At 34.8% G+C, this 24,355-nt stretch carries 23 protein-coding genes and 2 tRNA genes; 18 read left to right on the forward strand and 7 right to left on the reverse strand.

From position 1 onward, the window contains the following. Window positions 1-47 precede the first annotated feature (47 nt). Complete coding sequence (locus tag MYRA21_RS07485) at window positions 48-1,454, forward strand: glycine-rich domain-containing protein-like (protein WP_006257563.1); 1,407 nt, start codon at window positions 48-50, stop codon at window positions 1,452-1,454. Window positions 1,455-2,040: 586 nt separating this feature from the next. Here the strand turns inward: MYRA21_RS07485 and MYRA21_RS07490 are convergent. After that, entirely contained in the window at window positions 2,041-2,670 is a 630-nt protein-coding gene (locus MYRA21_RS07490) for a hypothetical protein (protein ID WP_006257562.1), read from the reverse strand. 912 nt (window positions 2,671-3,582) lie between these two features. Here MYRA21_RS07490 and MYRA21_RS18745 point away from each other — a divergent pair. After that, window positions 3,583-3,789, forward strand: a complete 207-nt coding sequence (locus MYRA21_RS18745; RefSeq protein ID WP_006257560.1) for a hypothetical protein — start codon at window positions 3,583-3,585, stop codon at window positions 3,787-3,789. Window positions 3,790-4,145: 356 nt separating this feature from the next. Here the strand turns inward: MYRA21_RS18745 and MYRA21_RS07500 are convergent, their stop codons facing one another. After that, window positions 4,146-4,532, reverse strand: a complete 387-nt coding sequence (locus tag MYRA21_RS07500; protein WP_006257559.1) for a hypothetical protein — start codon at window positions 4,530-4,532, stop codon at window positions 4,146-4,148. 195 nt (window positions 4,533-4,727) lie between these two features. Between MYRA21_RS07500 and MYRA21_RS07505 the strand changes: the two genes are divergently transcribed. Then, the gene (locus MYRA21_RS07505; RefSeq protein WP_006257558.1) at window positions 4,728-5,165 is read left to right on the forward strand and encodes a hypothetical protein; all 438 of its coding nucleotides are present in this window, start codon (window positions 4,728-4,730) and stop codon (window positions 5,163-5,165) included. Between the two features lie 846 nt (window positions 5,166-6,011). Beyond that, the gene (locus tag MYRA21_RS19080) at window positions 6,012-6,185 is read left to right on the forward strand and encodes a hypothetical protein (protein WP_006257557.1); all 174 of its coding nucleotides are present in this window, start codon (window positions 6,012-6,014) and stop codon (window positions 6,183-6,185) included. A 31-nt stretch (window positions 6,186-6,216) separates the two neighbouring features. On the opposite strand, the gene MYRA21_RS07510 is transcribed toward MYRA21_RS19080, so the two are convergent. Further along, the gene (locus tag MYRA21_RS07510) at window positions 6,217-7,848 is read right to left on the reverse strand and encodes a reverse transcriptase domain-containing protein (protein ID WP_006257556.1); all 1,632 of its coding nucleotides are present in this window, start codon (window positions 7,846-7,848) and stop codon (window positions 6,217-6,219) included. Between the two features lie 448 nt (window positions 7,849-8,296). Between MYRA21_RS07510 and MYRA21_RS07515 the strand changes: the two genes are divergently transcribed. Further along, a complete protein-coding gene (locus MYRA21_RS07515; RefSeq protein ID WP_006257554.1) occupies window positions 8,297-9,700 on the forward strand; it encodes a hypothetical protein in 1,404 nt (467 codons plus the stop codon). Window positions 9,701-9,883: 183 nt separating this feature from the next. Beyond that, window positions 9,884-10,846, forward strand: a complete 963-nt coding sequence (locus MYRA21_RS07520; protein WP_006257553.1) for a hypothetical protein — start codon at window positions 9,884-9,886, stop codon at window positions 10,844-10,846. Between the two features lie 39 nt (window positions 10,847-10,885). Here MYRA21_RS07520 and MYRA21_RS07525 read toward each other — a convergent pair whose 3' ends face one another. After that, window positions 10,886-12,460 (reverse strand): hypothetical protein, encoded by a 1,575-nt coding sequence (locus tag MYRA21_RS07525; RefSeq protein WP_039328788.1) that lies wholly within the window; start codon window positions 12,458-12,460, stop codon window positions 10,886-10,888. Between the two features lie 445 nt (window positions 12,461-12,905). On the opposite strand from MYRA21_RS07525, the gene MYRA21_RS07530 reads away from it, so the two are divergent. The 3 genes from MYRA21_RS07530 to MYRA21_RS07540 all read left to right on the forward strand — a co-directional run bounded on the left by MYRA21_RS07530 (window position 12,906) and on the right by MYRA21_RS07540 (window position 15,617). Continuing rightward, entirely contained in the window at window positions 12,906-13,985 is a 1,080-nt protein-coding gene (locus tag MYRA21_RS07530) for a hypothetical protein (protein ID WP_006257550.1), read from the forward strand. 312 nt (window positions 13,986-14,297) lie between these two features. Further along, window positions 14,298-14,924, forward strand: coding sequence for a DUF6266 family protein (locus MYRA21_RS07535; RefSeq protein ID WP_006257549.1), 627 nt, complete (start codon window positions 14,298-14,300; stop codon window positions 14,922-14,924). Window positions 14,925-15,149: 225 nt separating this feature from the next. Then, a complete protein-coding gene (locus tag MYRA21_RS07540; RefSeq protein ID WP_006257548.1) occupies window positions 15,150-15,617 on the forward strand; it encodes a hypothetical protein in 468 nt (155 codons plus the stop codon). A 49-nt stretch (window positions 15,618-15,666) separates the two neighbouring features. Here the strand turns inward: MYRA21_RS07540 and MYRA21_RS07545 are convergent, their stop codons facing one another. Continuing rightward, the gene (locus tag MYRA21_RS07545; RefSeq protein WP_006257547.1) at window positions 15,667-16,248 is read right to left on the reverse strand and encodes a tRNA-(ms[2]io[6]A)-hydroxylase; all 582 of its coding nucleotides are present in this window, start codon (window positions 16,246-16,248) and stop codon (window positions 15,667-15,669) included. A 238-nt stretch (window positions 16,249-16,486) separates the two neighbouring features. Between MYRA21_RS07545 and MYRA21_RS07550 the strand changes: the two genes are divergently transcribed. The 4 genes from MYRA21_RS07550 to MYRA21_RS07560 are packed head-to-tail and all read left to right on the forward strand — an operon-like array spanning window position 16,487 to window position 18,689. Continuing rightward, a complete protein-coding gene (locus MYRA21_RS07550) occupies window positions 16,487-16,693 on the forward strand; it encodes a type II toxin-antitoxin system Y4mF family antitoxin (protein WP_006257546.1) in 207 nt (68 codons plus the stop codon). Then, a complete protein-coding gene (locus MYRA21_RS19145; protein WP_006257545.1) occupies window positions 16,690-16,851 on the forward strand; it encodes a hypothetical protein in 162 nt (53 codons plus the stop codon). The genes MYRA21_RS07550 and MYRA21_RS19145 overlap by 4 nt, the downstream gene beginning before the upstream one ends. Further along, window positions 16,818-17,435 (forward strand): HipA domain-containing protein, encoded by a 618-nt coding sequence (locus MYRA21_RS07555; protein WP_006257544.1) that lies wholly within the window; start codon window positions 16,818-16,820, stop codon window positions 17,433-17,435. The genes MYRA21_RS19145 and MYRA21_RS07555 overlap by 34 nt, the downstream gene beginning before the upstream one ends. Window positions 17,436-17,438: 3 nt before the next feature. Next, complete coding sequence (locus tag MYRA21_RS07560) at window positions 17,439-18,689, forward strand: glycosyltransferase family 4 protein (protein WP_006257543.1); 1,251 nt, start codon at window positions 17,439-17,441, stop codon at window positions 18,687-18,689. A gap of 44 nt (window positions 18,690-18,733) precedes the next feature. Here MYRA21_RS07560 and MYRA21_RS07565 read toward each other — a convergent pair whose 3' ends face one another. Next, entirely contained in the window at window positions 18,734-19,039 is a 306-nt protein-coding gene (locus MYRA21_RS07565) for a cupin domain-containing protein (RefSeq protein ID WP_006257542.1), read from the reverse strand. A gap of 126 nt (window positions 19,040-19,165) precedes the next feature. Between MYRA21_RS07565 and MYRA21_RS07570 the strand changes: the two genes are divergently transcribed. After that, on the forward strand, window positions 19,166-20,089 hold the full coding sequence (locus MYRA21_RS07570; RefSeq protein WP_006257541.1) for an AraC family transcriptional regulator: 924 nt from the start codon (window positions 19,166-19,168) through the stop codon (window positions 20,087-20,089). Between the two features lie 266 nt (window positions 20,090-20,355). Here MYRA21_RS07570 and MYRA21_RS07575 read toward each other — a convergent pair whose 3' ends face one another. Beyond that, a complete protein-coding gene (locus tag MYRA21_RS07575) occupies window positions 20,356-21,744 on the reverse strand; it encodes a dipeptidase (protein WP_006257540.1) in 1,389 nt (462 codons plus the stop codon). Window positions 21,745-21,876: 132 nt separating this feature from the next. On the opposite strand from MYRA21_RS07575, the gene MYRA21_RS07580 reads away from it, so the two are divergent. The 4 genes from MYRA21_RS07580 to MYRA21_RS07595 all read left to right on the forward strand — a co-directional run bounded on the left by MYRA21_RS07580 (window position 21,877) and on the right by MYRA21_RS07595 (window position 24,337). Next, window positions 21,877-21,958, forward strand: a tRNA-Leu gene (locus tag MYRA21_RS07580). A 186-nt stretch (window positions 21,959-22,144) separates the two neighbouring features. Further along, window positions 22,145-22,226 (forward strand) — tRNA-Leu (locus MYRA21_RS07585). Window positions 22,227-22,540: 314 nt separating this feature from the next. Further along, complete coding sequence (locus MYRA21_RS07590; RefSeq protein WP_006257539.1) at window positions 22,541-23,380, forward strand: mechanosensitive ion channel family protein; 840 nt, start codon at window positions 22,541-22,543, stop codon at window positions 23,378-23,380. A gap of 66 nt (window positions 23,381-23,446) precedes the next feature. Further along, on the forward strand, window positions 23,447-24,337 hold the full coding sequence (locus MYRA21_RS07595) for a glycoside hydrolase family 25 protein (RefSeq protein WP_006257538.1): 891 nt from the start codon (window positions 23,447-23,449) through the stop codon (window positions 24,335-24,337). Window positions 24,338-24,355: the final 18 nt, after the last annotated feature.

Consider the following 24,355-nt stretch of genomic DNA (forward strand, 5'->3'; position numbering starts at 1 on the left):
CACATATAGAAGCCCCCAACTCTATATTACTTAAACTCGAGAAGAGAATGAATAAAGAACTTTGGGCAAAGATAGAAGCGTTCCAACTAGATAAATGGACAGATGAGTATGGATTCGTATTGCGCTTAGCGAAAGAGAACTTATGGACTAAGCATTTTACAGAATCAGCTATACTAGAATACAAGAAGTTTATGTATCTCGCTGCCACTTCTAATCAGATGGTCTCCCCATCAGATATTGTCGATATCGTATGGCATCAGCACCTTATCTTCACACAGAGCTATAATCGCTTCTGTAAGCTGTTAGGAAAGGATATACAGCATATCCCTTCTACACATAACCGTACAGAGATAGACAAATTTAGAGAAGCAAAAGAACAGACCACCACCCTCTATACTAAAGCATTCGGAGAACAACCTAAAGAGATATGGGAGTATCGCACGATGTATGACAGCCTTCGATTAAAGAAATCTAAGCTAAGTGATAATGGACTATTAGGGACATCATTAGTACTTGTTATAGCACTCTCTATTATTTTATTTTATCCTTTGCGCGCTATTTATCGAGAGATTAGTAGTGAAGTATTCTTACCATTTTGTATAATTATCTTTATTGGGTTATATATATTTATGGTTCGCCATAGTAAGACTAGGATTCAAGAGATTATTACAGATAGTAGTTACGAGTCATTTATCTTTAATCTACATCCTTATGAAGTGTTGTATCTAAAGAATAGAGGAGTTAGTGAAGGTGTGATAGGAACATTTCACGAATTGATAGAACAGAAGAATTTAAAGCTAGAACCTAAAGGTAGAATTAGATTGATACAGAGTCGTATTGTGAAAAACCGTGAACAGGCTGCTGTACTAAAAGGTATAGAAGAAACAGATATAAGAGATTATGAGGATTTAGTGAATATGCTGAAGACTAAACCCGTCTTTATGAATAACAAGATTGTTATAGATGCACTGTTTAGTTATATCCGTAACTCAAATAAAATTAACCAATTGATTATTCAACTACTTGTTACATTAGGTGGTATGTCTTTTTTAGCATTTATGCGTATAGTTATTGGTATTAGTAGAGATAAACCTGTGTTTCTTATTTCTATATTGACTATCGTGATGGTTGTAACTACCATCGCTACTATAAGTGCAGTATCATCTAGCTTAATCGAAAAAGGTGTTTTAGCCTATTATCAGTCAAGAATTATCCCTAAGAAAGCAAAAGAGAACAACTGGCAGTGGTCTTATGTAGAGGGAGGTATGGCGGCTCTAGGAGCAGCTCTAACTACCACAGTTATATTATCGAATAGTAAGCACAATAATGTATTTGATTCTAGCAATAGTTGGGGTACAGACTCTAGTAGCTCTAGTAGTAGCTCTCATAACACCTATAGTAGCGACTCAGGTAGCTCATGTGGTAGTAGCTGTGGAGGTTGCGGAGGTGATTAGAGATAATCTATTCAACGACATCCCACGTCTATTCAACCCCATCGTAGGGCTGTATTACATACAGCCGATGATGTATAGCCACACAACGTATCACAGATTATAAACATAAACACCTCATACTGAATTAATTATTTCATAATGTTAAATAAATAATTATTTTTTGTTTAAAATGTTAAAATATATTTGAATATATGTCTATATTAGCATTTTGAAAATTATTATTGCTGTGAAAAAGAATCTTTCATTGTCTGAAAGATAGAGGTACTATTAGTTTAGACTCGTTTGATTATCGTAAGTTTGTTATCTAATGTTCATATAGTAAGTGTAAGTGATAAGGTTAATTATTTTGAACATTTGAAAAGCCAAAAGGATACTTCCTTTTGGCTTTTTTGTTTCTTAACGAATGCAAAGAACGACTTAAGCCTACTATCTCTCTAACTCCACAAATGAATTGTACTATCATCATGATGGCAACCTGCATAGATAAGGAATGCTGATATCAAAACATTTAGACATAATGTATTGTTTTCCCTCTCATTCCCAATACCCTATTTTCCAAACTCTGTTCCCCGTTCCCCAATTCCCATCACTTTATCACGATAACATTGAAGAGCTGTTGTAGCATCTTGCGAAAGTGTTGTCCATATCTATCCTCTATCTCAGTAGGAGAGAGTGAGGTAGTGATATGTATGCGAGGGTACATCTGATCAAAGCGTTGCTCATAGTGACTCTCGATGATATTCGTAACTACCTCACAGGCGTACCCGTAGTGTTTTGCCACTTGTTCTTTGCCAAGGTTATCTAGGCAGAAGGGTTTTGCATTGATGTTTTCGTATCGTGTAGTCGTCTCGAATCCTCTCTGCATAAAGTCATGAGCGAGTGAGCGACACGTCTTGATATCATACTGTTTCTTTCTAGAGAAAAAAGGTTTGACCAGCTGCATCACAGCAGTCTTGCCACTACTAGGAGCCCCCATGATGAGCAATCCTTTATCTAGCGATAAATCTAATCTCTCTAGTGTAGCGTGATCTTCTATGGCATAGATAAGCACTTTGTACAGTGCATCTTTGTGAAACGGATTAATGATAAACTCTTCCCCATATAACTTTTTTCCTCTTTCGAGGATATAAGATAAGCAGGTATTAAAATCATACTGCTTCGTTCTCTCAACCAAATCGTATGTGTCTTCTAAATTAGTTTTATAGCGCTTCATCATATTTTGAAATTGTTGAATTATTTATATTTATATGTTTTTGTTTATTGTTTATAGTTTTATATATGTGTCCCACTACTAGTCCACGACTTGTCCCACTTTCGGGACAAGTGCTGACCTCCTCTAGTGTCCCACTTTCGGGACAAGTAGTGGACTGGTGCACTGTACCATTTTTTGGACTAGACGTGTCAGACTTAGCCTTCTTTATTTTCTTGTGTCGCTCTATGATATCCAGAGTATAGATGATCTTCATCACAGAGTTGCTATAGCTAGACGTAGACGGTGTATAGACTATCCATCCCCAGTCCACCATCTCTTGGAGGCACTTACTGTACGTAGTCTCGCTCCCTATTTTGCTCAAGCTCATTAGTTCAGGACGGTTGATAATAAATGTTTCTGTAAAATGGTTGAGGTTCCACTGCTGGAATAAGGCGATGTATAAGCTAACATGGGTTGGTTTTACAGCAGGATTATCCTTTAGTAATTCGAACCAAAAGTTGAGATGCTTGATGTAATTGATGTTTTTCATATTGTCTTTTTTAAGTTGATAAATAGCTTTAGAATAGTATCAAATTTAAAAAAGAGATTCCATTTAAAAATACAATTTATAAACAAAGTTTCGATTATAGGAGGTTTTGGTTTTAGGTAGTTTATAAATGGTTATAATACCTTATTTAATCAGCTATAAGGCTTGTTTTACTAGAAGAAATAAAAGGATAAATACCGTTTTTAAACCAGATTAATGTAACTATTCAAATATTGCCAAAAGCGAGAGAAGTGCATTTGTATTCGAAACATTGTTCTTGTTTGATTACATGGTTCAATAATTGGACTAGAGATGGACTCATCTGCTTTTTTTGACCGCTTATGCTATCTTGTGCCCTGATTATAAACCCATCAAAAAAGTAAAATGTTATGAGAAGAAAACCAACGAGATTTTGTATTTACCCAAAAGATGTCATGCTTATCACGGGTAAGAGTTATTCTACGTCGCTAAGACTGTTGCGAAAGATCAAGACAGTCTACCGCAAACCTAAGGAAGCTTATGTCAGCTACACGGAGTTCTGTGAGTATACAAATCTAGATGAACAAGAGGTGCTAGAGGCGATCAGTAGATACTAAGAGACGGCTATAGCGATGTAGAAGAAAGCCTATATCGCTATTTTTTTGTGCGATGAGGTAGAGATAGTTCAGATCAACTATTGATGAAGTAAGGAGATGGTTCGGATAGAGAATGACCATAGTTCGGTAAAACACCTTCTAATCCAAGTAATCACTGCTACTCTCCGAATAGTTTCCGAACGAGATAAAAATGAAATCTTGTTGTAGTTTGATTATCAGTGTGTTGTTTTAGTTTCAGTCAGGCATACTGAGTCAAAAAGGGATTTTAGAGTCATTATCTCCATATCTGTTCATTTATAGGCATAGCGCATCGCTCCACCTAGAGATAGAGGAGATGAGAATCAGGAAGGATTAGGCTATCCCAATGTTGGCATCATAGGAGTAGATGAGGTACATGTACACACAGTGGACTTCTTCTTTCTAAATAAATAGTAGAGATGATTAGCTCCGTCGACAACGAGCGTGTTGATGTGAATCAATTCATACCCTTTGCCATCTAGATAGTTCATGATATCGATATCTGAATTAAAAATCATGGGTGTACCATCATCATTTTTGAGTTGCTTATTTTTTGCCTTTTGCCCGTAGTTTATATTGGCATAATGCTTACTTGATAGGGTAGGTACAGTTACGGTTACCTCTAGATAAGTAGCCGTGATCTCCGATAGAGGCGTGTCACTGACCGTCTGCCCATAAGATATTGTACAGAATAGTGTAGCGATAAGTAGGATAAATCTATTCATAGTTGCGTTTGATTATATATGTAAAGCTAAAGATAGGCTATATCGCGAATATATATATGTGTTAGTCTTATTAATTTAAGAGTACATACTGAGAATGTTGAACTACGATATAATAAATAGGGGATATCACAGTTAATTAGGTATTGCTAAAAAGAAATAAAAACACAGCGCTAAATCGCACGAAACAAATTGTTTATGAAAAAGAAAATACTACTAGTATCTACTGTGCTTACACTACTGACTACTACTGATATCACCGCTCAAGTGAAGAAGGATAACACTCCTCCTAACCGCGATCAGACTACCAAGAGCTATAGTAAGGAGGCTACTCCTGTGCGCTCTCGCATCAGTATCGAGCAGCTATCTCGCAATCTGACCAAAGCCTTTAAGGAGAAATTTCCTACTAATTCTGTGGATTATGATCGCTCAGTTATTTTTGACTTTATGATAGAGCCTGACGGTACTGCATCTTATATCGAGGTAGTGCGCAGTGACTTCGACAAGGAGATGGAAGTCCACCTTATCCAACTAATCGATAAAGTAACCATGAACGCCTGGGAACCTGCCTCTCTAAAAGGTAAGAAAATACCCATGCAATACACCGTAAAGCTATACGTGATGAAGGGAAATTAGTTTTAATGAGGAATAATGTACGTCTTGTATATAAAGGTAGAGACGGATCATCATCCGTGTCACATAATGTATGCCACATGCGTTAGACCCTGAAACTATACGTGATGAATAATTGACAATGAATAATGAGGAATAATGTACGTCTTGTATATCAAAGTAGAGACGGATTATCATCCGTGTCACATAATGTATGCCTACATGTGATAGACAGATATTGTTTATTCCTCATTGATATGCCTTGCAATATTTTGTGTCTACCGCAATGCGTTGACATCTTTCTTTATCCATGTAGTATGTCATCTTGACGATAGGAAAGGTCTCATATTATAATTAGGAATTAAAAATTAAGAATTAGGAGTGTGTGCCTATGGCATTTATTATTTCATCCTATAGGTATGTAGAGACACAATATTTTGCGTCTACTGTAGTGCGTTGACACCTTTCTTTATCTATACCATATGTCACCTTGACGATAGGAAAGGTCTCACTCGTATTGTAGAGTGAACACTGCTTATGGATGATTTATTTCTTATAGATTTTTCTTTTTAGTCAGTTGAATATTAGTAACTAATACATTTTTGACTTTCAGATATGTACCTTCCCTAAATAAAATGAGGTGATTACGGAATACCGTAAAGGTTATGTGTAAAAAGTGGTTATTATTGTATGTAAGTTTAAAATTTTTAATTATGAGTTTATCTGCATTTTATGACTTTGTAAATTGTTTAAAAACAAAAAGTAGAAAGAGGGAATAGTAGTATTTATTGCGAAGCATTATTAGTAACTTACTATTATAACAATAAAGTAGAACAAGAAGTACTTCCTTGTACATTTAGAAGAGATACTATGGGGTATGGTAAAGTTGCGTTAGAAGAGGGAAACATAATACATCCTGATAACTTTCATTTAGATTTTGATACAGATTATCAAGAGTATAAATTTGAAAATAACACTTTAATAATTACTGGAGAATCATCAAAGATGGGTGGTAAGTATAAAGTAGAGCTAAAGGAGCAATAGTTAAAGTTGCTTACGTAAAAACACTTTATTTCTATAAATTAGAAGTAAAGTGTTTTGTTATAGCTGTATAAGCTATGTGTTTTCTCTTGCGTACTTGTCTTTTAAAGCTATTTGTGCCAAAGGTTGAACTACATCGTAAAATGTAGCTATAGTAGTTTGCCTGTTTCTTATTTTTTACTTCGAAATGTTCAAAGTGAAAGAATCCATCTATATGTTTCACTAGCCTATAACGTTTACGTTTTAAAGTGCGTAACTCTTGTAATTCAGTATCAGGTCGTTTTATAGGTACATTGTAGACTTTTTTAAGTTGATTTAGGTATAACGTTGTTTTAATATTTGAATTTTCTTCTAATAGTCTTAAAGTTCTTTTACTTCTTCTTTTTATTGTAGATACGATTTTTCTGTAATATTTAGATAAGTTAGGAGATTTAATACATACATTATATCCTCTAAATTCGAACCCTAAATAAGTTAAATGTGAAGGTACAAGTTTATTCGTATCACCAATATTTTTTATTTTAAAACATTCAAGACGAGTGTCTTTATTCTTATTAAAGATTACTTTTTTGAATAGGAATTTCTCTGTCTTTTCTTCACTAATACGAATATGATAACTTTTAATTAAGTTAAGGACAGATTCTTCAATCTGCTTTTCTTGACTTGGTTTGCACATAATAAGTATATCGTCAGAATACCTTCTATAGAATCCTCCTTGTTGTTTCACGATATTATTTATAATTGTTAAATCAAATTCATATAAGTAGAGATTAGCAAGAGTTGCACTAATAGGAAGACCTTGTGGTATTCCCATTTGTACCTTCTTACCATTGTTAAGTTCTCGATAAAAGTGATTCTTAAAGACAGGTAGTTTACCTTCTTTTATGTGATTTCTAAAATCTACATTGTCATAGAAGAAAGAGCGGTAACCTTTCTTCTTGCGTATGTCTGAGAGCTTAGATTCATCAAAGCCTCTTTTTTTACCTCCCTTTTTAGTTTTAGTTAATCGTAAGTTATCTAGTAATACATAACTAAAGTTAGTACAGGATTTAAAGACATTGTAATGATCTTTTGGAAGCACTGGTTCATTTATTAGCCATGCCCATCGTTCTTTAAGATATTTGTGATCTAGTGTTGAAAAGAAACTTTTAAGGTCAAAAGCTAGTACCATTACTTCTTCTGAGTCAAGCGCCCTATGCTTAATCTCGTCAAAACACTCTTTCGCAAAGTGGATATTACTTTTGCCACTAGAATTTTCTTTACTAATTAATATTTTTCGATAGGCAGTAATTGCTTGATTAAGTAAAGGTTCTTCTTCAAGTTTTGCAATATATTTTTGATTCAATAGATAAGCGTAATAACTATAGACTAATGAGTCAAAGTGACTTGCATAATGTAGTGGGCGCACTTTAGCATTGCGTATAGGTTCTTTAGTCTTTATATCATAGTGAGTGTGACTCCTATCATCAGTAGTGTGCTTTGTACTATTTCCTTTTTTATATTTTCTATCACTAATATTAGTATGTATAAGGGGGTAAAAAGCATAAGTACTAATGAAATGAGGATTTTGAATTATTTGTACAATTCGCTTGTAATCTTTACCTATTTGTAAAGATGGAGATAAATGTAAGTAGCCTTTTTCTTTTAGCCAAATAGGTTTTTCCATATTAATCAAAAAATAACTGCGAGTAAACAATAACGTCTTTTATATTACATACACCTTAAGGTTGGATCAGTACCCAGTAACTGAGTCATTGGACTGACGATTATCTTTGTATCAAAATTAATTAATAGTTTATTAACCCCTAAATTAATAGTTATGGAATTTATATTATCAACTGTATTTACATTAGATACAAATAGTTTATTAGAAGCAATATCATTTATAATATCTTCTCTACTCTCCTGGTTGTTTAATGACAACTGTAGAGGTCGAGAAATAAATATTAAGAAAGATTTGGATCTTAATAAATTTATGATTCCTTTACCTCTATAATCTCTTTATTATAAAGTAGACAAGATATCTTTAATCCACACAACAGTAATATGACTTTTACTCGCAGTCTGTACAAATATAAGTATATTTGTGTACTACTAACTGAAAATAAGAATATATGACATTAAAAATAGGAGATGTTGTTTTTTATAAGACACATCCATATACTGCAAATGATCAAGAAATTAAAATAGCAATGTATGCTGATTATACTACTCCTATAATGGTGGTAAATAAGAAAGGTGAAGGAGAAAAATTTAATACTAAAACTGGTAGAAAAGCAGGAGAATTTGTTGAATGTATTTATTACAATTCGAGAGATGGAAAGTATGTGTCAAAAAGGATGAATGCAGAAGAGTTGATAAAATGTGGGGATTCTTATGTAAGAAAAGAAGAAAGCCGCTCCTTTTTGAAAGAGTTAGGTTCTGAATGTACTACTATTGAGGAAGTAAGAAAAAATATTGAAGAAAAGTATATTTATAAGCAGGTTGTATTGAAATCAGTAGACTTAGAACTATTCAAACATAAAATAAATAGAACAAAAGAGAATGGTGATTTGGTAGAAACAAATCATTTAGAGTTCCTACCTCCTGTAATGACTGTTATTGGATGTAAATTTATTGATGAGAAAGATAAATTTTGTAGTCATACAGGTGGACCTGCAATTGAATTAAAATGTAAGTGGTATAACTCTCAGAGTAAAACTTTTTCTGAGGAATCATTTAGAATAGAAAATTTGTATTTGATAGACTTAAAAATAGAAGGAATTACAAATGATTTGTTGAGTGAATATAAAGAACAGATTGAAAGTAACTCATTTAACTTAATTGAGTTAAAAAAACCTTTAGTTTTAGAGGGGACTGATGGATTATCAGTGAAGTATTCTCTATTACAAATAGAAAGTATTGTGTATAAACATTATTTTTATGAAGCCTTAGTTTACAGCCTTCTAAAAAACAGTAAAGAATCTATTTTGATTAATAAAAAGATTAAGGAGATTAAGGATGGTGTTTTATGGGGAACAAGTTACCCTGATTATGCTTATAAAGGTTACCTAAGTGGTATTACAAGCTATCCTATTAGAGAGAATGAGTATTATCAAATTTCGTATAATGATAAAATGGATAGGTTTACAAAAAGAGTTATTAAAATTAAGGACATTTTTTTTGTTATTGAAAATGAAAAGAAAGAAGCTTTATTTGAGAACTTAGGGTGGCTGAATGATGATATTAGTGCAGCTGATAATGAAGTAAAAGAATTTATAGATAGTTCTAATTTATTTTTTATAAATTCTTTTGGAAATAGCAATGTAACTATTAGTAAAGATAAAGGAGAAGTAGGTATATCAGTATCATCTAAACTTATTAAGGATAAAAACATAGTAATTCTTTTAGAGACTAATTGTTTACTTAAAAATGGAGCAATTAGGCATTTTAGATTAGATGGAATATCAGAAATACGTGCGATTAATAATGGTGTTGATTTGTTTGAGAATGGAGTTATTCCTGAGAATGAAGTGTAGTGCCTTATAAGTACATAAGCTCTTTGTCAGTTATAATTAGGTATAAGATTTTTTTTGACATAATGTCTTGAAAATTAACTATATCGACATTTATTGTCTTTGTAAATATGACATTATGTGATTTTTATATAATTGGTATGCCTATTGTCTATTATTTGTCTTATTAATGTATAAAACTGTAATATGGACAAAGCTTATCGAGTAGATACTCAGAAGATTGTATGGGCAGAAGAACTTCCTATGTTAATGAAGGGAAGGACTAAGGAGGAATTATCGTTTCAATGCTCAGACCCTAAATGTAGAGTAAAAGTTGTTGCTAATAGCTACAAATTAACGAACAAAAAAATACCGTATTTTAGTATTAATCCTAAGTTAGCTCATGTTGACAATTGTGAGGAAGCATTGCTATATGGACTAACAGGTAAAGCTAAAGATCGTAAGTTAACAGTCAATGAATTAAAAGTGGTAGGTTATCCATCACAGTTAGTATTATCTGATGTTGCTGAAGATCCTATTGAAATCATTGCTGATTCTATTACTACTAATAGTAGTGATGGAACAACTACTGGGAAAATGAGATTAGGTTATAATGATGAGCTTTCTTTTGACCCAGAAGACGGTAAGAGAAATAGTAAGGTTAGTTCTATAAAAAGAATCGTTGATTTTTATCTTGGTTTTGAAAGAAATAGAGATGTTGAGATAGAGGTACTAGGAGAGAAAAGTGAGTATCGTTATTTGTTTAGACGTATCGGATATGGTTTGAATCATAGTCCATTTATTGATAATAAGATTTTTTATGCTCCCTTAAAGTTATTTAAAAGTGGGGCATTAACTGAAGATGATGATAAAATGGTATTTGAGTTATTGCCTCATAGAGAAAGTAAGGAGAATAATTATAAAGTAGTTTTGTCTAAAAAAGATCTATCTAGTCAAAAGATAAGTAGAATTCGTAATAATTATAAAAGGGTGTTTGATGAAACCTACGAAAGATTTACATTGAAGACCTTAGATAAAGGTTATGAAGGATATGTATTTTTTTTAGGAACAGGACCGACTAAGGATAAACCATTAGAATTTAATGTAGTGAGCTCTTTTATTTATTTTAAATATACCGATGTTCGCAAGACAATTAATGAAGCAAAGTAGTGTAATACAAAAAACGAGACCACTGGTCTCGTTTTTTTATTATCGGTGTCCTAGGATGCTTTTAAGATAGGTGTTACCTCTCTCTTTAGCTTCGCGTAGTTTTATTTCTTCATCGGTGAGGATGACCTCTTCTTTTATCCATACGCGTTCGATGTACTTCTGTAGGTAGATGAAGTAGTTAATCGCTTTTAGCATACGTCTGCGGGTAGATACTTCTAAGAAGAATACATCTGCATCTGGGCTGATCTCACGTTGGTAATACAGCTGTATGTACGGCTTGCCTTTTGGGTCAGGGTCTTGCTCTAGCTCGTAGTGGAAGTACTCGTATTGGTTCTCTCCATTTTTACCTTTGCCGAGGTAGTTTTGTATGGTGATACGTGGAGCATGACCTGCAGCTCTGTCCTCTAGTCTGAATCTCCACTGCTGTCCACAGTAGTATATCGTAGAGTCTTCCTTCTCATAGTATCGCTGACCTAGTCGCTGTACGACAGGGCGCTTCATGATGTCGTTAAAGTTGGCTACGGTGATGATCTTCTGTTTCTTATTATAGATACCAATCATATCACTGTATTCTACTAATAGCTTCTCCCATTCGATGGTCAGTGATTCGGCTATACTGGTATTCACCATCGGCTGCCAAGTCTGATCTAGCTCTGTAGGGTATCTATAGAAGGTCTGTAAGGCGTAGTCTTTAGAGAATGGAAGTAGAGACTTCTTCTTCTCTATGGTGACTAGCATTGCGTATAAGTCTTGGTACTGGAAGTACACAGATGTAGTGTACGAGTTTCCATTCGTAAATGAGATACGCTTATACATATCTTCTTCTGCATAGTCTATGACGATCTCTTCTCCAGTAGGGATATGATCTTGATTAAAGATGCTACCACCTGCTAGCTTCATTAGGTTGTCTAGGTTCACCTCCTTATTCGCAAAAGCAAATGGGGACTTCTCATCTGCATAGGCAGGATTAGGCGTTTCTAGTAGAATGGATTGGTTCTGAGCGAATGATTGTAAAATAGCATCAGTACGCAACCAATTTGCCCAAGAATATATGGTGTCATCTAGTTCTTCTCGTTTATATAAGAATTCTGGTTTGATCAAATGGAATAGGACTGTAGGCTCTGCTACGTCTCGTTCTAAGTCATGGTTTAGCAAGAAGTCTATCTCTATGCGATCTTTCATACTGAAGCGATAGTCGTCTACACCATAGTCTGTATTGATAAACAGTCTAGCGCGTATGGTACCTCCTACGATAAGTTCTCCATGATTATAATCTCCCCAGAATACCTCTGCTACCTTTAGATTTCTTTTGACATAGATACCTTGTCCTCCTACTGCTATATTATTAGTAGTAAGGCTACCTAGTACCACGAGTCCTGTAGAAATCTCTGTATTAGCATTGAAAATTTGGGGTACAGTAAGATTGCCATTTATAAGAATAAACGGGATAAGGTCATCAGTATAATGTTGGGCAGAGATGGTATCTAGGTTTAGTGGGTCTTCCCACTGCTGGTGCCCTTCGTAATATAAGATCGGCAAGTCTAGATTCTCATGCTTATACCAACAGTCCTCTGGTAATAAGTGCTTTATCTCTGCTAGAGGGATAAACTTCATAATCGGTGAATTAGTAATGTTTTATTATAACAAAAGTAAGTAATTATTGGCTCTATCGTTAGATGAAGATAGGAATTATCTTCATCATTTTCTAATGAAAGTAATGATAATAAGTACAATGATTGAAAATAGGGTTTAAAGAGTTTTTTTAGTTGTTAATCAATTGATTAATAGTTGGTAAAATATTTTTTTAAAGAAGAATTTGACTACTTGTCGGTTAGAAGTAGTGTGTAAAATATTTGAATAGTATAATTAATTGTTCTGATATATGTGATGAGTGTTATTATTTGTTCTCTGCTAGAGGCTTTCTTTTCGTTAAAATTCTATCAATTAGAGAGGTTTGTTTAAAAAATACGCAATTGCTATGTACCATATTTGATTTGTTTTAGTTAATAAAAAGTGAATTTTGTTAATTTGTAATTAAAATTATTTAGTTAAAAAAGTTATGAAGAGAATTTTATTTTTATTTCTAGGTCTATCATTATTAGCTTCGTGTAGTAGCGATGATAATGCTGTGATAGATGATGAAAAATTAGGTGAGTTAGTCGTAAAAATTGAACAGAAGAACTACTACGTAGGTGATAAGGTATCTATAAAGGTAGAAAGCCAAAAAGGGGAAGAGGTGAAAGGTGCTAGAATCTTCATCAATGAGACACAGGTGAATGCACTATATGAGTTTATGAAACCAGGAGATTTTAAAGTAGTAGCGAAGAAGGCGGGGTATACTTCTAGCAAGGTTGTAGATATTAAAGTGAAAGCTTATGTAAACATAAATCTATCGGTAAAGGAGAGCAAGGTAATCGTGGGAAACAAAATCGTATTCGACGTATTAAATGATTTTAAAGAGACTGTAGCTGCTAAAATATACCATGTAGAGAGTGGAACAGAGATAGAGGGAGCTGAATATACTCCGACAGAGGTAGGTGTGTACACTTTCGTAGCAAGAGGTGGCGAAGGCTATAAGGAGAGTAATAAGGTCACTGTAGAGGTGTTAGCTGATACGAGTTACTTCTGGATAGGAGGTAAAAACTATGAGGTTCATGAGTTAACCTTTGACGTAAGCCAGTATAAGTATAAATCTGGGGTTAAAGACAGAGTGTATCTCTTAAATGGAAAAACGATGAATGCTGTAGAAATCAATGTTTGGAATATAAATGGAGAAGCTGCTAATAACATGAGTATTACAGTTTGGATTCCAAACCCGACGATTAAATTGAACAGTAAGAATCAAATTACTGATTTTGGTCAACGTGTTTCTTTAAGTGATTCAAGTGATTGGATCGTAAGAAGTGTGTTTTTGATGTTAGAAGGGGAAGATGCCCAATCATATGAAGTGAATGAAGATCGATTGACTGATATTACATTAAAAACGAAAGGATTAGTAATACCAAATAATGGGGTTGGTGCTGGAAAGAAAGGTGTTGAGAGTCAAGGGGTATTTGATTTTAAAGCCTTTGGCGATAAGGAGATGAAGTTATTATTTAATGGATATTTTACTACAACAGAAGCTGTTAAGAAATTCTAAGAGAGTAACGTTATAGAAAGAAGAATTGTTTACATTTTTTTTAAAGGGAAGAAGAGCCTTACTGTTTTATACTAGTAAGGCTTTTCTGTATCTACTAGTTTAGGTGTAGATCTGATGTAAGAAGTGGCGTATAGTGTCCCACTATATGCGACCATAAGTGACTAGAATAGGTCATGTGTGGTTAAAAAAGTCATGATTTAAAATAAAGTTTTTGATATGAAATAGATTTGTATCAGAAGATTAAGCGATAGAGTAGCTACTGAGTAATAATCTGATATCATAATTAATAACCATTTTAAAAAATTAGAAATCATGGCAGAAATTAAAAAAGGAATTTTAGGAGGAGTACAAGGAAAAGTAGGTACTGTAGTAGGGGTAAACTGGAGAGGTAAAAACATTATCCGAAGCTTGCCAAAAAAGAGTGGTAAACCTGCAACGGAAGGACAGTTAAAACAACGTGCAAAGTTTAAATTAGTAGCAGAGTTCTTATCTCCGTTGAATCAATTGACAGGGAAGTATTTCGGAGAGTATCAAGGGGCTAAGTCTAGAACCAACTTAGCGATGTCTTATCAGTTATTAGAAACGGTAATAGAGAAAGATGGTGACTTAGCAATAGACTACGCTAAGGTAGTGATCACTAAAGGGGTGTTGCCTGTGCCTATCGTAAGCGATGTGAAGATAGAGAATGCTAAACTTACTGTGAATTGGAAGTCTGATGTGGGAATAGGATTGGCAAAGGAGAAAGATGATATGGTCTTCGTGGTGTATAATCAAGATGCTAACCAGTTCTACGTGATAGAGAATCAGGCTAATCGTAAGGCAGGGACTATCTCTGCTAATATCCCTGCTGAGTGGGCTAAGAATAACTCAGTGTGGCTAATCATAGTAGATGAAGCTAAGAAGTATAGCAGTACAAGTGCTTTCTTAAGTGTAGTGTAGGCTGTGTGAGGATGAATAAAGAAGAGCCTGGGGATAACTCAGGCTCTCTTTATCTTTGCATATATACTGTGTTTTCATAAAAAGAAAATAGTTCTTTTTAGAACGTTAGTCATTATTAATTTTCTTTTTGTATTTCAAAATATTTAGTGCAAAAGGGAATATACTATTTTAGTCGTTATATTAGTGTATAATTGATTTGATGTTTTCTAAAAATATAGAATTCTTATGCTGAGTAAATTAAGTATTGTTTTAGGAGTTTGCCTTATGACTGTAGTAGGCTGGGGGCAGCGCAGTAATTCTGATTATAAACCTATATTTAACGTAGGGTATAATCAAGGAACGCATAGCATGATTCAGTTAGGAGTGGAGTATGATGTATTGAGTTCTGATGAAAAATGGCTTTTTGTAGGAGGTGGTGTATTGGCAACTCCTTATCACAAGGAATGGCATTGGTTGCCGTATGTGGATATTACTAAAAGCAACGGATTATTGTTCTATGGAGCAAAAACTTCTACTAAATATGTACAACCACAAGTAGGTATATCATTATTAAACTTGATGGATATAGGACTGGGATACGGTATCCCCTTTAACGAGGATAGGATACCTGTAATAAAAGGTTTTAATCTGAATATCAAAATACGCCTTAGTGGGAATGATAGTGTATATCCAAAGTTAAAAATGGGGTTCTAGATATTGTAAAAGTAAAGAGCCTCAGTTTATTAGCTGAAGCTCTTTACTATTATCCGTGTATGTGTTCTTTGTTTCCGTAAGATTGGATTAGTTCTCCTTCGAACTCAAGCCATTCTTTCCAACGTTTGTCTACATCTACTTTCTCTGTGTATTTCTTAGCGAACTTTAAGAATGTAGTATAGTGATTTGCTTCTGATACCATCAGTTCATGATAGAACTTTGCTAACTCTTCATCTTTGATGTTTTGAGATAGTGTTCTAAAACGTTCACAACTTCTCGCTTCTATCATCGCAGCGAATAATAGTTTATCAATGAAGCACTCATTACGGCTACCGTCTTTCTTAGAGAATTTATACAGCTGACCTACATAGTCATCTTTGCGTTCTCTACCTAGTGTGTATCCACGTTCTTTAATGATGTTATGTACCATCTGGAAGTGTTGCATCTCTTCGATAGCAATCTCCGTCATCGCAGTCACTAAGTCTTCGTGCTCTGAGTTATACGTAATCAATGTTATGGCATTCGTAGCTGCCTTTTGTTCGCACCAACAGTGGTCCGTTAATATCTCTTCTAAGTTAGACTCAGCGATATCTGCCCATCGAGGGTCTGTTAATAGTTTTAATCCAAGCATAATTCCTTTTCGTTTTATGCAAAAATAGCAATTATTAGGTAGTAACATACTGTATTATTGGATTATCCTATCGCTATTAGAGAGTTGCTTTTGTCTGTATTATACGTTATTGCATATAAAATGATGTTTTAGAGGTGGATTATATGTAATTGCATATAGTTTTGTATATTTGTGTATAATTATATGTTATTGCATATAATATGAGTTAAGATTTTCATTGTATTTAATTCTGGAGTATATGAGCACATCATTAGGAGAGTTTGTTAAAGAACATCGCAAAAGGGTTGGTTTAACACAAGAGCAGTTAGCTGATAAGGCTGGAGTTGCATTGACTGTTATTAGAAAGATAGAGCAAGGGAAAGATAATTTAAGCTTAGCTAAGGTAAATGAAGTACTTATCATGTTTGGACATACTCTAGGGCCTATAAATACTAAGGAATTATGAGAAGGGCATTAATTAAGTATGATTCTGTTAATGCAGGAGTATTAACGGAGACTGATCAGGGAGAATATGTATTCGAATATCTAGTAGAGTACATAGAGAAGTATGGGCAGCAGTTCATTTGTCTATGCGTTTGGCAGAGTTGTTTGATATCAACGTAGTGTCTTCTAGCTTAATTAGAATGGCATCAGGAGAGTTGTGTTATATAACAAAAAGAGTGGATAGAACTGCAAATAGCAAAAAACTGCACATGATTGATTTCTTGCAGATCCTAGAATTAGAAGATAAGTATCTTGGCACAATGGAGCAAGTGGGTAAGGAGATAGGAGAATTATCATCTTATACAGCATTAGATAAGATGCGTTTCTTTGAGTTGGCTGTTTTTAATTTTATTATAGGGAATAATAATATGCACTTAAAGAACTTCTCTATGTTATGTATAGATAATGTGTGGGGATTATCACCTGCGTATGATTTGCTAAATGTAAAAATAGTTCTGCCTAAAGATAAGGATGACTTTGCCTTAAACTTAGGAGGTAAAAAGAAGAATCAAAATAGAGCATACTTTGAACGCTTTGCAGAAGTATTGAAGTTGAATAAAAAACAGGTAAACAATGTGTTTTCTAGAATAGAAGGATGGAATAAAAAAGCAGTGGAGCTTATCAATAAATCGTTCTTATCAGAGGATTTAAAGAAAGATTATCTTCTTACAATAAATACACAGATAGAAAGGCTTAAGCAATAGTTTATGAAACACAATTTATCCAGAAAGAAAATATTAGTTATTGGACCTGTATGGCCAGAGTCTAAATCCTCTGCAGCCGGGAAGCGCATGCTTCAGCTGCTGCAATGTTTTAAAGACTGGGGGATGCAGATCTACTTCGGGAGTACAGCGAAAAAGTCTGAGGTGAGTGATGATTTGTCTTGTTATGGGGTGACTGAAGTAGAGCTGTGGTTAAATGATGCGCGTACAGATGAGGTATTAGCTGATCTGATGCCTGATATAGTGATGTATGACCGCTTTATGATAGAGGAGCAGTTCGGATGGCGTGTGACAGAACAATGTCCTGATGCGATGACGATATTAGATACGGAAGACTTACACTTCCTTCGATTTGCTCGTCAGGAGATGCAGAAAAAAGGAGGACAGGATATAGAAGAATATTTATACAGTGAACGTACTAAACGTGAACTAGCTAGTATATTGAGATGTGATTTGACTTTGATTATTTCAGAGTATGAGTATAAGTTATTAGTAGAGAAGTTCCATATATTACCGAATGCGCTGTTGTTTATCCCTTTTATGGAAGAAGAGATTACAGTAGAGGATATTGGTAATTGGAAACGATATGAGGAGAGAGAGGACTTTGTGTTTATAGGGAACTTTATTCACGAGCCGAATTGGCAGACTGTTCTTAAGCTAAAGACGGCAATATGGCCGCTGTTGCGCAAGAAGTTACCGCAGACAAGAATGCATATTTATGGAGCTTATCCTTCTCCTAAAGTGATGCAACTACACAATGAGCGCGAGAAGTTCTTAGTACACGGTAGAGCAGATGATGCCCTAGAGGTCATTAGTGATGCTAGAGTGATGTTAGCTCCTATACCATTTGGAGCTGGGATTAAAGGGAAGTTTATTGACGCTATGAGAGTGGGGACGCCTTCTGTGTCTTCGTCTGTAGGTGGAGAGGCAATGCGTGGGGAATATGAATGGAACGGTTTTATCACAGATGATGTAGAAGAATTCGTGGATAGAGCAGTTGAGCTTTATACAACGGAATCTTTATGGAAGGAGAAGCAAGAATATGGTGTGAAGCTTATCAAGGCTAATTATGATAGTAAGTATTATGGAGACTTATTTTATAGTGCTGTCAATACCATGTTTAGCAATCTAAAAGAGACGCGTAGAGCCAACTTTATAAGTGAGGTACTAAGACATCACAGTGTACAGAGTAGTAAATTCTTTGGGATGTGGATACAAGAGAAAACAAGTAGATAGGGTGCCACGGATTATAAAAATCCGCGACAACAACTCACTATCTACTACATCCTATTAGGTTCAAAAAGCATCAGAGTAACTTCTTCTTTTCCCACAGGTTTATTTTCTACTCCCTTTGGGACAATAATGCATTCGTTAGGGTGAAGAGTAATTACTTTATCTCTAAAGTGAAGTTCTAGGATTCCATCTACTACCATAAACAGTTTGTCTTCATGGTCATGTGAGTGCCATTCAAACTCTCCTTGTAGTTTTATTAAATTGATGGTGTGATCATTGATATTTCCTAAGTTTTTTAATTGCCAAAAGTCTTTTAGAGAATCTGATTCTTGAGCTAAGTTTATTTTATTCATTTGAGTCTATTTTAGATGTATTATCTTTGTTATTTAGAATTAGTAAAAACAACTAAGCAAAGCTAAAGAGGTATACATCTGGTTTTTGCAGTATGATGTTTGTTTTTTGCAATAATAAGATCGTGTATGAGATTAGGATTAGGTTTTGACGACTGTAGAAGAGGAGAAGGGTATGTACAGATGCATAGACAATTGTGTACAGAAGACTTAGATCTGCACTTCTATCAGAGTACTCAACAGACTTCGAGTAAGACGTATGTGTATAAGGAACAACCTTATATACAGCTCCATTATGAGCTAGATAAGGGGTATACGGAGTACAAGGCACGATATCAACAGAAGTTTTCTATCTATACAGAAGTAGGGAAGTGTACCTTATTTTATCTGCCTGTACTAGATGGTTATCTATATGATCCTGTATGTGATAGTGCTATAAGCTGTGAGATCGAAATAGGAGAAAATTGGTTAATCCACAACTTGAAAGAGGAGTCTAAGGAGAGTTATCAATTCTTAAAAAAGATGTCTCTCGGTGAAATCGCCGTATTAGGAGACGATAGTTTCACAATCACTCCTGATATGAAACAGCTCATTTATGAAATCAATACGTGTCCTTATACGGGTATGGTAAAAGATTTGTTTATCGAGGGTAAAGTAATGTTACTTCTGGCATTACAGTTAAATCAGGTGCAATCTGATGTAGACCAAAAACACGCTCAGCGCATACATGCTCAAGATATAAGTAGATTATATGACCTAAAGACGCTCTTAGAGCAAGAGAGTTATCTAAAACATACCATAGAAGAATTAGCGATGCGTATAGGAATGAATCGTACGAAGCTGCAAGCAGGGTTTAAGCAGTGCTTTGGGATGACTATTCACGAGTATGTATTAGAGATGAGAATGAATGAGGCATATCGTTTATTAACGTCTTTCTCTAAGGGGACCTATAGTATAGAGGAAGTAGCTAGATCAGTTGGCTATAAGAACTATGCACACTTCTCTATGATGTTTAAAAAGAAGTTCGGTGTGTCGCCTAGTACTTTTATATAATCTACTTTGAAGTACGACAAAATAATATAAATTAATGGAATACAGAAGACGCTGTCAGGGTACTCGTTATTGCATTTTTGTTGCCCTTATCGCATAGTTATCGGATAGTGATTACATAGTGGTCGCATATTTTTGGTCGTTTTTAATGCGATCAGTATGCGATTGTGATTCTATTTTATTGTTATCACTAGAATGAAGGGGAATAAAAAAGGCATAAAAAAAGCGAGTAATTTCTTACTCGCTCTAGTATTATAGTTAATGATGGATTATTTCATCATTTCAGTATAGTATTTGTAGAACAATGGAATAGTCTCAATACCTTTTAGGTAGTTGAATACTCCGAAGTGTTCGTTAGGAGAGTGGATCGCATCAGTGTCTAATCCGAATCCCATCATTACTGATTTAGAACCTAATTCTTCTTCGAATAAAGCTACGATAGGAATACTTCCTCCTGAACGTACTGGAATAGGTGTTACTCCGAATGTATCTGTATATGCTTTAGAAGCAGCTTGGTATCCGATAGAGTCGATAGGAGTCACATATCCTTGTCCTCCGTGATGAGGTTTTACTTCTACACGTACTCCTGCAGGAGCGATGCTTTCGAAGTGTTTTTTGAATAGTTCCGTGATTTCTTCCCAGTCTTGGTTTGGTACAAGACGCATAGAGATTTTAGCAAAAGCTTTACTAGCGATAACTGTTTTAGCACCTTCGCCTGTATAACCTCCCCAAATACCATTCACATCTAATGTAGGACGGATAGAGTTACGCTCATTAGTCGTATAACCTGCTTCTCCGTATACATCGTCAATATCAAGTTTTTGTTTGTAGTCTTCTAAAGAGAATGGACGTTTAGCCATTTCGTCTCTTTCTTCACGAGATAATTCTTCTACTTTATCATAGAATCCTGGTACTGTGATATGGTTGTTCTCATCGTGAAGAGAAGCAATCATCTTCGTCAATACGTTAATAGGGTTTGCTACAGCTCCTCCATATAATCCTGAGTGTAAGTCTCTGTTAGGTCCAGTTACTTCTACTTCTACATAGCTCAATCCTCTTAATCCTGTCGTGATAGAAGGTTGTTCGTTAGAGATCATTCCTGTATCAGAGATTAAGATTACATCATTCTTAAGTTTCTCTTGGTTTCTTTTTACGAACCATCCTAAACTTACAGAACCAACTTCTTCTTCTCCTTCGATCATGAACTTCACGTTACATGGTAATGCATCATTTGCAATCATGTATTCGAACGCTTTTACGTGCATATACATTTGTCCTTTATCGTCACAAGCTCCACGAGCGAAGATTGCTCCGTCAGGGTGTAGATCTGTTGTTTTGATTACAGGTTCGAATGGAGGAGAAGTCCATAACTCAATAGGATCAGCAGGTTGCACATCATAGTGTCCATAAACTAATACTGTAGGAAGAGCTGGATCGATGATTTTCTCACCATAAACGATAGGATAACCAGGTGTTTCGCATAATTCTACTATATCACATCCTGCTTTTTCTAAACTTTCTTTTACTGCTTCTGCAGTGTTGATTACATCTTGAGAATAAGCGCTATCAGCACTGATAGACGGCTTTTTTAATAGTTCAATTAGCTCATCTAAAAGACGTTGCTTGTTTTCTTGAACAAATTGTTTTGAATCTTTCATAATATAAAAGGATACATTGATTTTGTTACTCACAAAGCTAAGAATAAAAAAATACAATTTTTTTCTTGCAGATAAAAAAACCTGTTGTATATTTGCAACGTCTTAAAGGAACAGGATGTTCCACTAGATTTCGCGGGTATGGTGAAATTGGTAGACACGCCAGACTTAGGATCTGGTGCCGCAAGGTGTGAAGGTTCGAGTCCTTTTACCCGCACAAAAAAGCCTCTTCATTTGAAGAGGCTTTTTTTATGGAATTATTTTAGGAATCATTTATTTTTAAAAGTCTCTGTATAAGAGTTTTAAAAATAAATGATTTTTTTTATTATTTAAGATTTGTTTTTAAGCAAAAAAATCTATTATATTTGCCACGTCTTAAAGGAACAGGATGTTCCACTGATTCGCGGGTATGGTGAAATTGGTAGACACGCCAGACTTAGGATCTGGTGCCGCAAGGTGTGAAGGTTCGAGTCCTTTTACCCGCACAGAAAAGCCTCTTCAAACGAAGAGGCTTTTTTATTGGTGTAAAGTTATAGCTTAATTAACTTTTTTGTAGCAATACAATAATCAAATATTATATAGCAGTACGAGAGTTTACATCATTATTTTGTATAGACCTACTCGTATTCGTTTTAGCTTTTAGAAAATATGTTTCTTGATATTATCATTGATTAGAAATTATGTATCATCTTTTTTTGTAAATTTCATTCTTTAAATATTGAATTTAGAGGAATGGTGTGACTTTTGTATGAAGTGGAGTCTAAATTATAATGTCTAAGGATTAATCAAGGAAAAAGGAATGGAATTAAAAAATTTGCTGGCAACTGTATTAGAGTTTGAGTTATATACGAGTAAGTCTATCAGTATTACGATAGGTACCTTATTATTCATCGCATTCACGCTTATGATTACTAATGTAGGGGTGAGGCTGTTGAAAAAAGCATTTATACGTATGGCTACTCCTGATGTAGCGGCTAGGCTAGGGAGTGTTTTTAATTTCATTAATTACTTTATTTACCTGATTATGATTTTCTTTATCCTGAATGTAGTAGGGATAAATATCAGTATGTTTTTGACTACTTCAGCCGCTCTATTTGTTGGTTTGGGATTTGCACTACAAGATATCTTTAGAGATTTGATAGCAGGTATTTACATCTTGTTTGACAAGACATTGAACGTTGGTGATGTGGTAGAGATAAGAGGTGAGGTGGCTCGTGTGAAGGTCATTAACCTTAGATGTACTATCGCTGAGACGCGTAATAGAAAGGATATCGTGATTCCGAATAGAAAACTGATAGACGATATTATGAATAACTGGACGCATGAGGACCCTGTGATACGTGCTAGGATTAATGTAGGTGCATTTATAGGGACGGATGTAGAGTTAGTCAAATCGGTGTTATTATCATGTGTAGAGGATAATGATGAGGTGCTAAAAACACCTAAACCTATAGTGTTTATAGATGAGTTCGGAGAATCTTCTATCCGTTTTATCTTGTATTATTTTATAGATAACGCTTTTGATAACGATCGCATCGGTAGTGAGATCCGCTTTGAGATAGACAAGAAATTTAAGGCGAATAATATAGAACTACCTGTGCCTGTACTCAAATTAAAACAAGGTGCTGAGTCTGTGTAAAAGTTATAGCTTCTAGAAGTATTCAATATCAATAAAAGGATTAATTTTGCTTTTTTCTAAAGAGAGATGGCTTCTAATAAAACTAATTCAAATCCTATGTCTGCTGTGGGGGCTAGACCAAAGAGAAAACCTCCAACAAAACGAAAACCTTCTAGAAAGAAGAGTACTAAATCATCTACATGGACTACTGTGAAGTGGGTGGTCATCATCGTGGTATTAGTGGGAATAGGTATTTGGTTTGGGTTACATTTTAGAGAGGGAATACGCTATTTCTTTAGCTCTGATGACAAGTCAGAAGGCAAGTCTATCTATGATGTGCGTACTGTAGAGGTGTTGAATAGACATGATAGTATGCTAGTCGGCTTCGATGTGTCCCATTATCAAGGGGTGATCGATTGGAAGGTGGTGGATTCTGTAGCTGGTAAAGCTTCTCTTGACTTTGTGTTTATTAGAGCGACTATGGGTAAAGATGGCAAGGACAAAGCTTTTCATCTAAACTGGAAAGGCGCTAGAGCAAATCACTTTATTAGAGGGGCATATCACTATTATCGCCCTGATGAAAATTCGACAGAGCAAGCAGAAAACTTTATCAAACTAGTGAAAATATCTGAAGGAGACTTTCCTCCTGTATTAGATATAGAGGATATGCCTAAAGAGCAGTCTATGGAGAATCTTAGAAAAGGACTGCAAAACTGGATCAAGCTAGTAGAAGCGCATTATAAAGTAAAACCGATCTTGTATTCGGGAGAGAATTACTATACACATCACCTTAAGGAATGGTTCCCTGATCATGTATTATGGATCGCTAACTACAACTTCTTTGTTGAAGAAATAAAGCCTGACTGGCATTTCTGGCAATTTACAGAGAAAGGGGTTATCAATGGAATAGATGGTAAGGTGGACTTAAATATCTATAATGGGAATAAGGCAGATATACGAGAGTTACTTGTGCCTTAAAGTTCTTTTAGGGTGTAC

It is taken from the genome of Myroides sp. A21, from assembly GCF_000807225.1.
Taxonomy (GTDB): Bacteria; Bacteroidota; Bacteroidia; order Flavobacteriales; family Flavobacteriaceae; genus Flavobacterium; species Flavobacterium odoratimimum.